Here is a 14,331-nt window from a genome sequence, read left to right on the forward strand (position 1 = left end):
GATCGGCACACTTTCCTGACCCTTTCCTGTACTGTCCTGATCCTTTTCCTGCACGGATCCGGCCCGGCGGCCGCCAGGTCGGTCGGCATCCCGACGAGACCCATCCGAAGACCGAGTGCACTGCGGGAGCGAGCGGTGAGCGGAACGTCCGAAGGGCCGGCGCCCGCGGCAGATCTCATCGGGCCGGCTGTCACAGAGAGTAGTCAAGGGTCCCCTTCGCGTACCGGTCCGCACGACCGGCCGGACACCACACCCCTGCGGTCCGCCTTCGACGCCGCTCCCCTGGCGATGGCCGTCGTCGACCGCGAGGGCCTGGTCACCGGCGCCAACCCGGCCCTCGGCGAGCTGCTCGGCAGCACCCCGCAGGCGCTGGCCGGAAAGGTCGCCGCCGAGCTGGTGGACCTGACGTCCGACGCCCGCACCTGGCACGCGTACCGCGAGGTGCTGCGCGGCCGGCAGGCCCGGCTGCGCTGCACGCGCCGGCTGAAGCACCCCGACGGGCACTGCCTGTGGGTGCAGGTCGCCATCGCGCCACTGCCCGCCGAGGAGCGCGGCGGGGTCCTGCTGTCGGTCTCCGACATCAGCGCCCGGCGCGAACTCCAGGCCCGGCTGCGGCACTTGCAGAACCACGACCCGGTGACCCGGCTGCCCAACCGCACCCTGTTCTTCGAGCGGCTGTCGGCCGCGCTGGAGGCGGAGGCGTACCAGGAGGGCGGCACCGGGCGGATCGGCCTGTGCTATCTCGACCTGGACGGCTTCAAGGCGGTCAACGACACCCTCGGCCACCGGGTGGGCGACCGGCTGCTGGCGGCCGTGGCCGAGCGGCTGACCCGGTGCGCGGACGAGGCGGGGTACGCCCGGGCGAGCACCCCGCTGGTGGCCCGGCTCGGCGGCGACGAGTTCGCCCTGCTGGTCGAGGACTCCACCGGCACCGAGCAGCTCGCCGACCTCGCCGAGTCGGTGCTCACGGCGCTCCAGGACCCCTTCGACATCTCGGGCCGGCGGTTGTCGGTGTCGGCGTCGATCGGGGTGGTGGAGCGGCATGCCGCCGGGACCAGTCCGACCGCGCTGATGCAGGCCGCCGACACCACGCTGTACTGGGCGAAGGCCGACGGCAAGGACCGCTGGACGCTGTTCGACCCCGAGCGCAACGCCCACCGCATGACCCGCCAGGCCCTCGCCTCCACGCTCCGGCCCGCCATCGAGCGCGGGGAGTTCGTGCTGGAGTACCAGCCGCTCGTGTGCATGGAGGACGGCCGGCTGCGCGGGGTGGAGGCACTGGTGCGGTGGAATCATCCGCAGTTCGGCCTGCTGACGCCGAATCGGTTCATCGGACTGGCCGAGGAGGACGGCTCGATCGTGCCGCTCGGCCGCTGGGTGCTGGCCACCGCCTGCCGCCAGGCCCGGCAATGGCAGCTGGACCGCCCGGACGAGCCGCCGATCTTCGTCAGCGTCAATGTGGCGGTCCGTCAGGTCTGGGACTCCGACCTGGTCGCCGACGTGGCCGAGGTCCTCGCCGAGACCGGCCTGGCGCCGCACCTGCTCCAGCTGGAGCTGACCGAGTCCGCGGTGATGGGCTCCGGCGGCCGGCCGCAGCAGGCGCTCCAGGCGCTCAGCGACATGGGTGTGCACATCGCGATCGACGACTTCGGCACCGGCTACTCGAACCTGGCCTACCTGAGCCGGCTCCCGGTGTCGGTGCTGAAGCTGGACGGTTCCTTCGTCAAGGGCTTCCAGTACGACGGTGAGGGCATCGCGCCGAACCCGGCCGACGAGGTCGTGGTGGAGGCGATGATCCAGCTCGCCCACCGGCTGGGGCTCACCGTGACGGCGGAGTGCGTGGAGACGTCGGCGCAGGCGTCCCGGCTACGGCGGATCGGCTGCGACACCGGCCAGGGGTGGCTGTACTCGCGGCCGGTGACGCCGGATCGTATCTCCGAGCTGCTGCGCTCGCCGGAGGCTCAGGCGATCGCCCGCAGTTCGTAGGCGTCGGCGAGGAGTTCGTAGGACCGCAGCCGCAGCTCGCCGCGGTGGGCGTGGGACGTGATCATCAACTCGTCGGCGCCGGTGCGCTTGTGGAGGTCGTCCAGGCCCGAGCGGACCTCGTCGGCGGTGCCGTGCACGATGTTGGCGCCCCAGGAGGCGATGAACTCCTCCTCCATGGCGCTGAACCGGTGCGCCTCGGCCTCCTCGGGGCTGGGGAACAGCCCCGGGCGCCCGGTCCGCAGCCGCACCATGTTCAGTCCGGTGGCCCGCACCTGCCGCCGGGCCTCCCGCTCGTCGTCGGTGGCGAGCGCGGAGACGCCGATCAGGGCGTACGGGGCGGCCAGCACCTCGGACGGCCGGAAGGACTCCCGGTAGAGATCGAGCGCCGGGATCGTGTTGTGCGCGGAGAAGTGGTGCGCGAAGGCGAAGGGCAGCCCGAGGGTGCCGGCGAGCCGGGCGCTGAAGCCGGAGGAGCCGAGGAGCCAGAGGGGCGGCCGGTGCGCGCTCTGCACCCCGCCGGGGGCGGTGGCCTGGACCGGCCCCGGGACGGCGTGGATGCGGCGGTAGGGGTGGCCGTCGGGGAAGTCGTCGTCGAGGAAGCGGGTGAGCTCGGCAAGCTGCTGGGGGAAATCGTCGGCGGCCTCGTTCAGCCGGTCGGTGCGGCGCAGGGCGGCGGCGGTGGCACCGTCCGTGCCGGGTGCCCGGCCGAGGCCGAGGTCGACCCGGCCGGGGGCGAGCGCCTCCAGGGTGCCGAACTGCTCGGCGATGACCAGGGGGGCGTGGTTGGGGAGCATGACGCCGCCGGAGCCGAGGCGGATGCGGTCGGTGTGGGCGGCGAGGTGGGCGAGGATCACGGCGGGCGAGGAGGAGGCCACGCCGGGCATGGAGTGGTGCTCGGCGACCCAGTAGCGGTGGAACCCGCGGGACTCCGTGAGGCGGGCGAGGTCGACGCTGGTGCGCAGCGCGTCGGTGGCGGTGCTGCCCGCGCCGACGGTGACCAGGTCGAGTACGGACAGGGGGACGGGGGCGGTGCCCTGTGCCGTGCCCCGGATCTCGTCTGCCGCCATCGGTGAGTGCCTCCTGAATCGCGCCGGCGTGGTTCCTCGGGCGATAACAGGAGGCGGACTCCGCTTTATTCCCGGCCTGTGCTCCCGGCCTGTGCTCCCGGCCGTCTCCCGGCGCCGCGGACCGTGCGCCGGGAGGGCCCGGGCCCCTACACCTGGACGATCGGCTCCCTCGTGAACAGCGAGCCCAGCGCCGGGGCGTTCACCCTGCGGTCGGCCAGGCGCAGGGCCTCCCAGACCGTGACCTGGTTCGCGGTCAGGACCGGCTTGGACAGCTCCTTCTCCAGCACCTGGATCAGCGCCGCCGTGTGCAGTGCCGTGTCCGGCAGCAGGACCGCCTCCGCGGACTCGTGGTCGGCGCGGCGGGCGAGGGCCAGGACCTCGTCCTCGCCCCACTGGCCCACCTCCGCCGCCGTGACGATGCCGGAACCCCGCACCGACACCACCTCCGCGCCGCCCGCCCGCAGGAACCCGGCGAACAGGTCCGCCACGTCGTCGGGGTACGTCGCCCCCACCGCCACCCGGCGCAGCCTCAGCTCGCCCAGCGCGTGCACGAAGCCGAAGGAGGTCGAGGAGGCCGGCATGCCCGCGGTCCGGGCGAGGGCGCGGACCTGCTCGTGGGCGCCCTCCCAGCCGTGCACGAAGCTGCCGCTGGTGCAGGCCCAGACCACCGCCTCCGCGCCGGACAGCCGCAGTTGCTCCACGCCCGCCGTCAGGCGGTCCGCCGAGCCCATCTCCCTGAGGGCGTCCACCCGGTGCGCGTCCTCGCCGATGTCCGTGTGCACCAGGTCCACCCGGATGTCGCTGCCCAGGAGCTGCTCGATGCGTGGATAGTCGTCCTCGGCGGAGTGGCCCGGGTAGAGGAATCCGAGTGCCGTCATGTCGAACCTTCCTGCTGCTGTTCCACGTCCGGAAGTGCGGGACCGTTGCGGGCCGCCGGATCGATCAGCGTCTGGTACGGCCCCACGGCTCGGGTACCCAGCCGACGCAGGGCCGCCCACATCGTGACCTGGTTGGCCGAGATCACCGGTATGCGCAGTTCCGCCTCCAGTTGCGGGATCACGTCGTAGGTCGGCAGGTTGGTGCAGCTGATGAACAGGCAGTCCGTGCCGCGCCGCGCCGCCCTGCGTGCCATGTCCGCCACCTCGCGGTAGGGCACCTTCCATATGTGCCGCGTCAGACCCATGAACGCACACCCCGTCACCCTGACGCCCGCCTCGGCCACGTACTCCTCCAGCGCCCGGGTCACCGACACCGTGTACGGCGTCACCAGCGCCACCCGTCGCGCGCCGAGGTCGGCCAGCGCCTCCAGCAGCGCTCCCGAGGTGGTCACCGAGGGCACCGCGCCCGCCCTGGTCATCGCCTCGCGCATCGCCCGCTCGCCCGCGGTCCCGCCGACGAAGCTGCCCGAGGTGCAGGCGTAGGCCACCACCTCGGGGGCGATGGCGATCAGGGTGCGGACCCCCTCGGAGAGGGTCTCGTGCTCGCTCACCAGCCGCGCCAGATCCAGGCTCACCTCGACCGGCACGTACGGCGTGCGGGTCAGATGCAGGGACACCTCGTCCGGAATCCAGCGCCACAGCTCGCGGTCGAGGGCGAAGTCGAACGGCGCGACCACACCGACACCGCGCTGCGGCCGGGGACCGCCGAGAAAGGACACGTCCATCGCAGGCACCGCCCTCGCGAGGAGACATGGGAACGGCGGACGGTGCGGGCGTCCGTGTTGACGAAGGTAGATTCGGGTGCGAGCGTGGTCAATCCGCGCATGTCAGACGTCCGGTTTTCAGCGAAGGAACGGCATGACCACCCCCACGCTGCTCGTCCTGGACGCCGACCCGCTCCCCCGGCTCGGACGGCTGACCGGACGGGCCCGGATCGAGCACGCGGACCCCACCACGCTCGCCGCCCGGCTGCCGGACGCCGATGTGCTGCTGGTCTGGGACTTCACCTCGCACGCCGTACGGCACGCCTGGCCCGGTGACGGGCCCCGGCCCCGCTGGGTCCACACCGCGAGCGCGGGCGTCGACCACCTGATGTGTCCGGAACTCGCCTCCTGCGACACCGTGGTGACCAACGCCCGGGGCATCTTCGACGAGCCCATCGCCGAGTACGTCGCCGCCCTGGTGCTGGCGATGGCCAAGGACCTGCCGCGCACCCTGGAGCTCCAGGGGCGGCGGACCTGGCAGCACCGCGAGTCGCGGCGGCTGAAGGGCACCCGGGCCTGTGTCGTCGGCTCCGGGCCCATCGGGCAGGCCGTCGTCCGCACGCTCAAGGCGCTCGGCGTCGTCACCGCCCTGGTCGGGCGGGTCCCGCGCACCGGTATCCACGGGCCCGAGGACCTGGACCGGCTGATCGCCCGCGCCGACTGGATCATCGCCGCCGCCCCGCTCACCGAGCAGACGCACGGCATGTTCGACGCCCGCCGGTTCGGCATGATGCAGCCCTCCGCGCGGTTCATCAACGTCGGCCGCGGTCAGCTCGTCGTGGAGGAGGCGCTCGTCGAGGCGCTGTCCAAGCGGTGGATCGCGGGCGCCGCGCTGGACGTCTTCGCACACGAACCCCTCGGCCCCGACAGCCCGTTGTGGGGCCTGCCGGGACTGATCGTCTCCCCGCACATGAGCGGGGACACCGTCGGCTGGCGTGACGAACTCGCCGCGCAGTTCGTGGAGTTCTTCACGCGCTGGGAGGCGGGCAGAACCCTGCCGAACGTGGTCGACAAGCAGCGCGGATACGTACCGGGACGTTGAACTTCCCACCGCTGGAGGGCGTATGACCGACCTGACCGGACTGACCGCCGTACAACTCCTCGACGGGTACCGCGCGGGCGCGTTCAGCCCGGTGGACGCCACGCGTGCGGTGCTGGAGCGGGCCGAGCGGATCCAGCCGGAGGTGAACGCGTTCGTGCGGATCACCGCCGAGCAGGCGCTGGCGCAGGCCCGCGCGTCGGCCGAGCGGTGGCGGCGCGGGGAACCGGCGGGGCTGCTGGACGGGGTGCCGGTCACGGTGAAGGACATCCTGCTGATGCGGGGTGCGCCCACCCTCAAGGGCTCGAAGACCATTTCGGAGCGCGGGACTTGGGACGAGGACGCGCCCTCCGTCGCCCGGCTGCGTGCGCACGGTGCCGTCTTCGTCGGCAAGACCACCACCCCCGAGTTCGGCTGGAAGGGCGTCACCGACTCGCCGCTGACCGGGGTCACCCGGCATCCGCTGGACCCGGCGCGCACGGCGGGTGGTTCCAGCGGCGGCGCCGCGGCGGCCGTGGCGCTCGGCGCGGGCCCGCTCGCGCTCGGCACGGACGGCGGCGGAAGCGTCCGTATCCCGGCGTCCTTCTGCGGGATCTTCGCGCTGAAGCCCACCTACGGCCGGGTGCCGCTGTATCCGGCGAGCGCGTTCGGGACGCTGGCGCACGTGGGCCCGATGACCCGGGACGCCGCCGACGCGGCGCTGCTGCTCGATGTCATCGGGGCGCCGGACTCCCGGGACTGGTCGGCGCTGGGTCCCGCTTCCGGATCGTTCCTCGACGGGCTGTCCGGGGGCGTGCGCGGGCTGCGGGTGGCGTACTCGCCCTCCCTTGGCGGCCAGGTGGCGGTGCGTCCGGCGGTCGCCTCGGCGGTGCGGCGGGCGGTGGAGCGGCTCGCGGGGCTCGGCGCGTACGTCGAGGAGGCCGATCCCGACGTCACCGATCCGGTGGACGCCTTCCACACCCTGTGGTTCACCGGCGCCGCCCGGGTCACCCAGCGCCTCGGGCCGGACCAGCGGGCGCTGCTCGACCCCGGCCTGCGCGAGATCGCCGCACTCGGCGCCCGCCGCAGCGCCCTCGACTACCTGGCCGCCGTCGACGTGCGGGCCGAACTCGGCCGCCGGATGGGCCGCTTCCACGACTCCTACGACCTGCTGGTCACCCCCACCCTGCCGATCACCGCGTTCGAGGCGGGCGCCGAGGTGCCCAAGGGCTCCGGGCACCGCCGCTGGACGGGGTGGACGCCCTTCACGTACCCCTTCAACATGACCCAGCAGCCGGCCGCCACCGTCCCCGTCGGCACCGACGGGGACGGAATGCCGGTCGGCCTTCAGCTCGTGGCCGCCCGGCACCGGGACGATCTGGTGCTGCGGGCGGCGCACGCGCTCATGTCCGGCGGAAGCTGAGCGTCTCCCCCGCGGCGCCCGAGCGCCACAGGTCGTTGCAGGCGTCCGCCATCTCCGGCAGGCCCTCCACGATCTGGCCCCAGACGATGCCGGGCACCCAGCCCACATCGCCGTTGAGCAGCAGGTTGTTGCGTTCGTAGAACAGGGCCAGGTCGACCAGGGTGGTGCCGGGGCGGACCTCGCGGTCGTAGCCGTAGGCCTTGGTGCCCAGCTCCGCGCCCGCGAAGGCGAAGTAGCACAGATCGCCCGGGATGGGGGTGACGGTCGGGTTCTCCAGGGGTGGCTCGGTGTCCGCGAAGGGCGGGAAGAGGGCGTAGATCTCGTTGCGGGCGTATTTGGCGTGGTAGACGTCCCCGCTGAGCGGGAGGGCGTCCCAGACGGCCGCGCAGGTGATCGGTGCGCGGTCGTCCAGGAGTTTCGCCGTGCAGTGGATGTCCCGCTTCAGGAGCGAGACCTCGATGAACCGATCAGTCATGCGAACCAGGGTGCATACAACTCATGCTCTCGGGTAGCCGCGCCGCCATGGCTCCACCACTCGAACATGGCGAACACACATCTGGACCCACCCGCCGAACGCTGCTCGCGGGGGTGGCGGCGCTCGGTGCGCTGGGCGCGGCGGGCTGCTCACGGGTGGCCACCGCCTCCAGCGAGGACGGCGGTGACCTGCTGGAACGGCTGCGCGCCGCGGGTGTCGTACGGCTCGGCATCGCGGGTGAGATCCCGTTCGGTTACATCGACCGCAACGGTGAGCTGACCGGTGAGGCACCGGAACTGGCCGAGGTCATCTTCAAGCGGCTCGGGGTGGACCGGGTGCAGCCCGTGCCGACCGAGTTCGGTTCGCTGATCCCCGGGCTCAACTCGCAGCAGTTCGATGTCGTCGCGGCCGGGATGTACGTCAATCCCGAGCGCTGCGAGCAGGTCATCTTCTCCGATCCCGACTACCAGATGCTCGACTCCTTCATCGTCCGCAAGGGCAACCCGAAGGGTCTGCACACCTACCGGGACGTCGTGGAGAAGAAGGCCAAGTTCGCCACCGGCACCGGGTACGCGGAGATCCAGTACGCGGTGGAGGCCGGGTACGAGGAGAGCGACATCCTCATCGTCCCGGACCAGGTCGCCGGACTGAACGCCGTGGAGGCGGGCCGGGTCGACGTGTTCGCCGGGACCGCGCTGACCACCCGCGAGGTGGTGAAGAAGTCGAGCAAGGCCGAGGCGACCGAGGCCTTCAAGCCCATCGTCGGCGGCAAGCCCCATGTCGACGGCGGCGCGTTCGCCTTCCGGCCCACCGAGACCAAGCTGCGGGACGCCTTCAACGTGGAGCTGCACAAGCTGAAGAAGAGCGGCGAACTGCTGCGCATCCTCAAGCCGTTCGGCTTCACCGAGGCGGAGATGACCGACCTGACCGCGAAGGAGCTGTGCGGCGGATGACGTCGGGACTCTGGGAACTCGTACTCAAGGGCGTCTGGGTCACCGTCCAGCTGCTGTTCTTCAGCGCGCTGCTGGCCACGGCCGTCTCGTTCGTGGTCGGCATCGCCCGCACCCACCGGCTGTGGATCGTCCGCTTCCTCGCGGGCTTCTACACCGAGGTGTTCCGCGGGACCTCCGCGCTGGTGATGATCTTCTGGGTGTTCTTCGTGCTGCCCACGGCCTTCGGCTGGCAGCTGGTGCCGATGTGGGCGGGCACGCTGGCGCTCGGCCTGACGTACGGCGCCTACGGCTCGGAGATCGTGCGCGGCGCCCTGACCGCGGTGGATCCGGCGCAGAAGGAGGGCGGTATCGCCCTCAGCTTCACGCCCTGGCAGCGGATGCGGCTGATCCTGCTGCCGCAGGCGGTGCCGGAGATGATCCCGCCCTTCTCCAATCTGCTGATCGAGCTGCTCAAGGGCACCGCGCTGGTGTCGGTGATGGGCATGGGCGATCTGGCGTTCAGCGGCAATCTGGTACGGCTCGCGCTCCAGGAGAGCGCTGAGATCTACACGTACCTGCTGTTCATCTACTTCGTGATCGCCTTCCTGCTCACCCGGGTGATGCGGGGCCTGGAGAAGCAGCTCAAGGCCGGTGTCGGCAAGCAGCCGGAGAAGCGGGTCGTCGTGCCCGAGCCGGTCGGAGGTGGTGTGCGATGACCTGGGACTGGAACGCCGTGAGCGACTTCATGCCGTACTTCTGGGACGGGCTGTGGGTCACCCTCCAGGCCCTCGCCCTCGGCTCGGTGATCTCCTTCGCCCTCGGTCTGGTGTGGGCGCTGCTGATGCGCGCGCCCTCCCGCTGGGTGCGCTGGCCGGTCGGGGTGGTCACCGAGTTCATCCGCAACACCCCGCTGCTGGTGCAGCTGTTCTTCCTCTTCTACGTGCTGCCGGAGTGGGGCCTTACCTTCTCGGCGTTGACCACCGGTGTGGTCGGCATCGGGCTGCACTACTCGACGTACACGATGCAGGTCTACCGGGCCGGTATCGAGGCGGTGCCGGTCGGCCAGTGGGAGGCCGCGACGGCGCTGAACCTGCCGCTCACCCGGACGTGGACCGCGGTGATCCTGCCGCAGGCGATCCGCCGGGTGGTGCCGGCGCTCGGCAACTACGTGATCTCCATGCTCAAGGACACGCCGCTGCTGATGGTGATCACCGTCCTCGACATGCTCGGCCAGGCGCGGCTGTTCTCCCAGGAGCAGTTCCAGTTCACCGAGCCGCTGACGGTGATCGGTGTGGCCTTCATCGTCATTTCCTATCTGGCCTCCCTTCTTCTGCGAGCCCTGGAGCGACGCCTTGTCCACTGACATCCAGCCCAGCCCCGACACCAATCCCGCCGGCAAGCGCTCGGACGGCGAGCTGATCCGGCTGGAGCAGGTCACCAAGCGGTTCGGCGACAACACCGTCCTCGACCACCTCGACTTCTCCGTCCAGGCAGGCAAGCACGTCACGCTGATCGGCCCCTCCGGCTCCGGCAAGACCACGATCCTGCGCCTGCTGATGACGCTGACCAAGCCCGACGAGGGCACGATCACCGTGGACGGGCAGCGGCTGTTCCCGGCGCCCGAGAAGCAGGTGCGCGAGGTCCGCAAGAAGATCGGGATGGTGTTCCAGCAGTTCAACCTGTTCCCGAACATGACGGTCCTCAGGAACATCACCGAGGCGCCGGTGACCGTGCTCGGCATGTCCAAGGACGCGGCCGAGGAGCGGGCCCGGGACCTGCTGGAGCTGGTCGGGCTCACCGAGCACCTCGACAAGCGCCCCGGGCAGCTCTCCGGCGGCCAGCAGCAGCGGGTGGCGATCGCCCGGGCGCTGGCGATGCGGCCGCAGGTGCTGCTGCTGGACGAGGTGACCTCGGCGCTGGACCCGGAGCTGGTCGCGGGCGTCCTCGATGTGCTCAGGGACATCGCCCGCTCCACCGACATCACGATGCTCTGCGTGACGCACGAGATGAACTTCGCCCGGGACATCTCGGATCAGGTACTGATGTTCGACTCCGGGCGGATCATCGAGTCCGGCGCCCCGGAGAAGATGTTCAGCGACCCCGAGCACGACCGGACCCGGGAGTTTCTCGGCGCGGTGCTGTGACCGAGGCGGGCAGGTCATGGCGCTGTCATATGCCAGCGGGTTATCACCGCAGTTGAGGGCGTCGGATTCTCGTCAACAAGCGCTCGCTACAGGCTCCTTGGCGGCTATCGTGGAGAGCGACTGACCGGAATCCGGCCTCACACAGCTAGCGCAGGGGGAAACACCGTGGCGCTGAAGCACGAGCCGACCGCGCCGTACCACTCGGCCCAGGACGCGCTGCGCGTCCTGGAGACCGTGGCACGGCACACCACCGGAATCACCGACGTCGAACTCGCCCGGCACACCGCCCTCGGCCCGGAGCGCCTGACCAGCCTCCTGAGGATGCTGCGCCGTGAGGGGTACGTCGAGCAGATCACCGACGGCGCCTATGTGACCGGGGAGGCGCTGGCCCGGCTGGGCTCGGCGCACGACCGGGAGACGGCCCTGCGCGAGAAACTCCAGCAGACGCTGGACCGGCTGCGCGACTCGGTCGGCGCGGCGGTGTACATCAGCCGGTACGTCGACGGTGAGGTGAGGGTCACCCAGTACGCCGACAGCCCGGCCGCTCCCGCGGTGAACGAGTGGGTGGACTTCCGTTTCTCCGCCCATGCGACGGCGGTCGGCAAGAGCCTGCTGACGCAGCTCGACCACAACGGCCGGCGGGATCATCTCTCGCGGCACAAGATGGCCCGGCTCACCTCGCGCACGATCACCAGTGACAAGCTCCTGCTGTCCCGTCTCGCGGCCCAGCCGCCGACGGTGCCCGTGCTGGATCTGCAGGAGTACGCGGTGGGCACGGTGTGCGCCGCGGTGCCGATCACGGCGGGGGCGTCCGTGGGGTGCCTGGCGGTGTCGCTGCCGCTGGAGCACGCGCATCGGCTGCGGCAGGCGGCGGACGCGCTGAACCGGAACGCGGCGCCGGTGCTGCTGTCCCTGGCGATCTAGGTCGTCTTCCGTCCGCGGGCCGTGGGGCTGGTCGCGCAGCCCTTCGCGCCCGTGGTTCGAAGCACCCGCTCGGACCAGGTACTATTTTCTTCGTCGCCAGCCGCGAGACATCAAAACGAGCGGTTGTCGTGAGTCATGCGCCGCTAGCTCAGTTGGTTAGAGCAGCTGACTCTTAATCAGCGGGTCCGGGGTTCGAGTCCCTGGCGGCGCACAGATGGTGAAGGCCCCTCGCGAGCAGCGGGGGGCCTTCGCTTTTACTGGCTCGGGGAGACGAGCGGGCCTTGCGCGTCCTCATCCGTGAGCGGGCGGTACGTCGACTCGTTCGGGGGGCGCCACCACACCTGGTCCGGGCTGTGCACGCCCTCCCGTCTGAGCTGGGCTCGGTGGATCTTGTTCGTCGCGGTGACCGGCATGCGGTCCATGACCCGTACGAACCGGGGCGCCATCTTCGTGCCGAGGTCCGGCTGCGCGAGCAGGAACTCCGCGAACGCCGGCGGGGTCGAAGTCCCCGGCGAGGGCCGCCATCACCTGGTCCCCGGTCACCGGGTCCGGCACCGCGTACACGGCGACGGCGCGGGCGCCCTCGTACCGGGCGAGGATGTTCTCGATCATCGCGGCGGCCAGATTCTCCCCGTCGACCCGGATCCGGTCGTCGGCCCGCCCGGCGAAGTAGAGGTAGCCGTCCGCGTCCCGGCAGAACAGGTCGCCGGTCCAGTACGCCCCGTCCCGCCGCCGCTCCGCTTCCGCCTCCGGATTGCGCCAGTACCCCTCGAAGGGGTTCGGCCCCCGGTTCACCAGCTCCCCTATCGCCTCGTCCCCGTTCAGCAGCCGCCCGCCCGCGTCGAACCGCGCCGGCGGCCGCTCCTCGCCCGTCTCCGGATCGAGAACGGCGAGCCCGGGCCCCGCCCGCCCCACCGCGCCGGCCGGGGTTCCCGGCGACCACTGCACCGCGGCGCCGCCCTCGGAGGACCCGTACCCCTCCACCAGCCGCACCCCGAACCGCCGCTCGAAGGCCGCCGCGTCCGCCGCCCCCGCCTCGGTCCCGAAGCCGAGCCGCAGCGGATTGTCGCGGTCGTCGGAGCGCGGCTCGGTGGCGAGGAGGTACTGGATGGCCCGGCCGACGTAGGTGAAGTACGTGGCCCGGTACGTCCGTACGTCCGCCAGGAACCCGGACGCCGAGAACCGCCGCCGCAGCGCCACGCCCGCCCCGGCCGCGAGGGCGGGGGCCCAGTCGGCGATGACGGCGTTGCCGTGGAACATCGGCATGCAGATGTAGTGGACGTCCTCGGGGCCGGTCCCGAACTGTCCGGCCAGCGTCCTCCCCGCCGCCGCCAGCCGGCCCTGCGTGCAGATCGCGGCCTTGGGGGCGCCGGTCGAGCCGGAGGTGAAGCAGAGCAGCAGCCGGTCGCCCGGGGTGGCGCGGGAGGGGTCGGGGCGGGCGTCGGCGTACGGCGCGAGCAGGGCGTCGTACTCCTCGGAGCCGGTCAGCAGGATCCGGACGCCGGGCAGGTCGAGGCCCTTGAGGAGGGGCAGCCATCCGGGCTCGGTGATCAGGACGCGGCACTCGGTGTGCACGATGTCCCGGGCCAGCTCCGGGCCCCTGCGGGTGGGGTTGATCCCGGCGACGGCGGCCCGGGCGAGCGCGGCGGCGCCGATCCAGAGGGGGTACTCCGGGGTGTTGTCGAGCAGGACGCCGACGTGCGGCTCGGCGCCGGCCGGCAGCAGGTCGGCCAGGAGGGCCGCGCGGGCGGCGGCACCGGTGGCGGCCTCGTGGTGGGTCAGGACCTGCTCCGCGCACCACAGTCCCGGCCGGTGATCACCCCAGCGCGCCGCTACGAGTTCGGCGATGCTCGTGGACTCCATGAGCGCGCAGGGTAGTTGACGGTCCGTCAGATGAACATGCCCGGAGTCCCCCAGGGGCGGTCGGCCGCCCCCGGGGGATTTGGGTGAGGATCAGAACGTGACGTCCGAGCAGGCGTAGAACGCGTTGCCGGTGTCGGCGACCGTCCATACCGCCAGGATCACGTGCCGTCCGCTGAGCCCGGACGGCAGCCTGCCACTGTGCGAGAGCGTGGACGGTGGCCGCTGGTTGTTGTACGGCACCGTCAGGAACGGTGTGAGGTTGAGGTCGGAGCGGGCCAGGTTGTGGTTCTGGTTCCAGCCCGGCTTGGTGATGTAGTACCGGAAGTCGGTCGTGGCGTGCATGGCGGTGAACTGCCAGCGGAAGGTGTAGCTCTGACCGCCCGTCACCTTGGTCGCAGGCCAGGCACCGCCCGACGGCGTGCGCGGGGCGCTGAGCTGGCCGAAGTGGCCGACCCCGCCGTTGCATATCTGCCCGTCGGCCGGGCCGGAGCCCGGGAATCCCTTCGGGCCCTCGACGCTCTGCGGCTCCCACTGGATGGAGCCGCAGTTGGTCACGGTGCCGTTCTGGCAGAGCTTCTGCCTGCTGATGGGGAGGTCGGTGTAGCCGTGGCCGCTGGCCCCGCCGGACGAGAGCACAAGGGCTCCAGTGGTGGCGAGACCGACCACGGCAGCAGACAACTTGGTCTTTCTGCGCATGCTGCTGCTCCTGGGAACGTGGGGGATGTTCAGTGAGCTGTGCAGGTAGGTCTAGACCAAGTTCGAGAATATTGCCGTTGGTTGGCCATGTCCATACGCAA

General features: G+C 71.3%; 13 protein-coding genes, 1 tRNA gene and 1 pseudogene. 9 read left to right on the top strand and 6 right to left on the bottom strand.

The annotated features are described in order from the left end of the window. Positions 1-135: 135 nt before the first annotated feature. Positions 136-1,986 carry an EAL domain-containing protein gene (locus tag M8H82_RS20515; RefSeq protein WP_250076198.1) on the top strand — a complete coding sequence of 617 codons (1,851 nt, stop codon included), beginning with the start codon at positions 136-138 and terminating at the stop codon, positions 1,984-1,986. Here the strand turns inward: M8H82_RS20515 and M8H82_RS20520 are convergent. The 3 genes from M8H82_RS20520 to M8H82_RS20530 form a co-directional block, all read right to left on the bottom strand. Then, positions 1,962-3,053 carry an LLM class flavin-dependent oxidoreductase gene (locus M8H82_RS20520; protein ID WP_250076199.1) on the bottom strand — a complete coding sequence of 364 codons (1,092 nt, stop codon included), beginning with the start codon at positions 3,051-3,053 and terminating at the stop codon, positions 1,962-1,964. The two genes, M8H82_RS20515 and M8H82_RS20520, sit on opposite strands and share 25 nt — an antisense overlap. A gap of 146 nt (positions 3,054-3,199) precedes the next feature. Further along, positions 3,200-3,931 (bottom strand): decarboxylase, encoded by a 732-nt coding sequence (locus M8H82_RS20525; RefSeq protein WP_250076201.1) that lies wholly within the window; start codon positions 3,929-3,931, stop codon positions 3,200-3,202. Then, positions 3,928-4,716: an aspartate/glutamate racemase family protein gene (locus M8H82_RS20530; RefSeq protein WP_250076203.1), complete on the bottom strand. Its 789-nt coding sequence runs from the start codon at positions 4,714-4,716 to the stop codon at positions 3,928-3,930. The genes M8H82_RS20525 and M8H82_RS20530 overlap by 4 nt, the downstream gene beginning before the upstream one ends. Positions 4,717-4,849: 133 nt before the next feature. Here M8H82_RS20530 and M8H82_RS20535 point away from each other — a divergent pair, with 133 nt between their 5' ends. Both M8H82_RS20535 and M8H82_RS20540 read left to right on the top strand, forming a co-directional pair. Further along, positions 4,850-5,797 (top strand): D-2-hydroxyacid dehydrogenase, encoded by a 948-nt coding sequence (locus M8H82_RS20535; RefSeq protein ID WP_250076205.1) that lies wholly within the window; start codon positions 4,850-4,852, stop codon positions 5,795-5,797. A 22-nt stretch (positions 5,798-5,819) separates the two neighbouring features. Beyond that, positions 5,820-7,196, top strand: a complete 1,377-nt coding sequence (locus tag M8H82_RS20540; protein WP_250076206.1) for an amidase — start codon at positions 5,820-5,822, stop codon at positions 7,194-7,196. On the opposite strand, the gene M8H82_RS20545 is transcribed toward M8H82_RS20540, so the two are convergent. Beyond that, positions 7,177-7,671 carry a DUF3830 family protein gene (locus M8H82_RS20545; protein ID WP_250076208.1) on the bottom strand — a complete coding sequence of 165 codons (495 nt, stop codon included), beginning with the start codon at positions 7,669-7,671 and terminating at the stop codon, positions 7,177-7,179. The two genes, M8H82_RS20540 and M8H82_RS20545, sit on opposite strands and share 20 nt — an antisense overlap. Positions 7,672-7,718: 47 nt before the next feature. Here M8H82_RS20545 and ehuB point away from each other — a divergent pair, with 47 nt between their 5' ends. The 6 genes from ehuB to M8H82_RS20575 all read left to right on the top strand — a co-directional run bounded on the left by ehuB (position 7,719) and on the right by M8H82_RS20575 (position 11,882). Further along, positions 7,719-8,624, top strand: coding sequence for an ectoine/hydroxyectoine ABC transporter substrate-binding protein EhuB (ehuB, locus tag M8H82_RS20550; RefSeq protein ID WP_250076210.1), 906 nt, complete (start codon positions 7,719-7,721; stop codon positions 8,622-8,624). Beyond that, complete coding sequence (ehuC, locus tag M8H82_RS20555) at positions 8,621-9,319, top strand: ectoine/hydroxyectoine ABC transporter permease subunit EhuC (protein ID WP_250076212.1); 699 nt, start codon at positions 8,621-8,623, stop codon at positions 9,317-9,319. Before ehuB ends, ehuC begins: the two co-directional genes overlap by 4 nt. Further along, positions 9,316-9,966 carry an ectoine/hydroxyectoine ABC transporter permease subunit EhuD gene (ehuD, locus tag M8H82_RS20560; RefSeq protein ID WP_250076214.1) on the top strand — a complete coding sequence of 217 codons (651 nt, stop codon included), beginning with the start codon at positions 9,316-9,318 and terminating at the stop codon, positions 9,964-9,966. Before ehuC ends, ehuD begins: the two co-directional genes overlap by 4 nt. Further along, positions 9,956-10,747, top strand: a complete 792-nt coding sequence (ehuA, locus tag M8H82_RS20565; protein WP_284049142.1) for an ectoine/hydroxyectoine ABC transporter ATP-binding protein EhuA — start codon at positions 9,956-9,958, stop codon at positions 10,745-10,747. Before ehuD ends, ehuA begins: the two co-directional genes overlap by 11 nt. A 165-nt stretch (positions 10,748-10,912) precedes the next feature. After that, positions 10,913-11,671 (top strand): IclR family transcriptional regulator C-terminal domain-containing protein, encoded by a 759-nt coding sequence (locus tag M8H82_RS20570; RefSeq protein WP_250076216.1) that lies wholly within the window; start codon positions 10,913-10,915, stop codon positions 11,669-11,671. Positions 11,672-11,808: 137 nt separating this feature from the next. Further along, positions 11,809-11,882: transfer RNA gene (locus tag M8H82_RS20575), tRNA-Lys, on the top strand. Here the strand turns inward: M8H82_RS20575 and M8H82_RS20580 are convergent. Together M8H82_RS20580 and M8H82_RS20585 are read right to left on the bottom strand one after the other, a co-directional pair. Further along, positions 11,848-13,534: pseudogene (locus M8H82_RS20580) on the bottom strand (AMP-binding protein). The gene M8H82_RS20575 and the pseudogene M8H82_RS20580 sit on opposite strands and share 35 nt — an antisense overlap. A gap of 90 nt (positions 13,535-13,624) precedes the next feature. Further along, on the bottom strand, positions 13,625-14,230 hold the full coding sequence (locus tag M8H82_RS20585) for a lytic polysaccharide monooxygenase (RefSeq protein ID WP_250076218.1): 606 nt from the start codon (positions 14,228-14,230) through the stop codon (positions 13,625-13,627). Positions 14,231-14,331: the final 101 nt, after the last annotated feature.

The sequence above is a fragment of the Streptomyces sp. YS415 genome (assembly GCF_023544665.1).
In the GTDB taxonomy this organism is placed as follows: domain Bacteria; phylum Actinomycetota; class Actinomycetes; order Streptomycetales; family Streptomycetaceae; genus Streptomyces.

What these genes read in the sequence shown, in the direction of transcription:
- M8H82_RS20520 (WP_250076199.1), bottom strand. Translation starts at nt 3,053, where the DNA reads ATGGCGGCAGACGAGATCCGGGGCACGGCACAGGGCACCGCCCCCGTC.
- ehuC (WP_250076212.1), top strand. Translation starts at nt 8,621, where the DNA reads ATGACGTCGGGACTCTGGGAACTCGTACTCAAGGGCGTCTGGGTCACC.
- M8H82_RS20535 (WP_250076205.1), top strand. Translation starts at nt 4,850, where the DNA reads ATGACCACCCCCACGCTGCTCGTCCTGGACGCCGACCCGCTCCCCCGG.
- ehuB (WP_250076210.1), top strand. Translation starts at nt 7,719, where the DNA reads ATGGCTCCACCACTCGAACATGGCGAACACACATCTGGACCCACCCGC.
- M8H82_RS20540 (WP_250076206.1), top strand. Translation starts at nt 5,820, where the DNA reads ATGACCGACCTGACCGGACTGACCGCCGTACAACTCCTCGACGGGTAC.
- M8H82_RS20530 (WP_250076203.1), bottom strand. Translation starts at nt 4,716, where the DNA reads ATGGACGTGTCCTTTCTCGGCGGTCCCCGGCCGCAGCGCGGTGTCGGT.
- ehuD (WP_250076214.1), top strand. Translation starts at nt 9,316, where the DNA reads ATGACCTGGGACTGGAACGCCGTGAGCGACTTCATGCCGTACTTCTGG.
- M8H82_RS20585 (WP_250076218.1), bottom strand. Translation starts at nt 14,230, where the DNA reads ATGCGCAGAAAGACCAAGTTGTCTGCTGCCGTGGTCGGTCTCGCCACC.
- M8H82_RS20525 (WP_250076201.1), bottom strand. Translation starts at nt 3,931, where the DNA reads ATGACGGCACTCGGATTCCTCTACCCGGGCCACTCCGCCGAGGACGAC.
- M8H82_RS20545 (WP_250076208.1), bottom strand. Translation starts at nt 7,671, where the DNA reads ATGACTGATCGGTTCATCGAGGTCTCGCTCCTGAAGCGGGACATCCAC.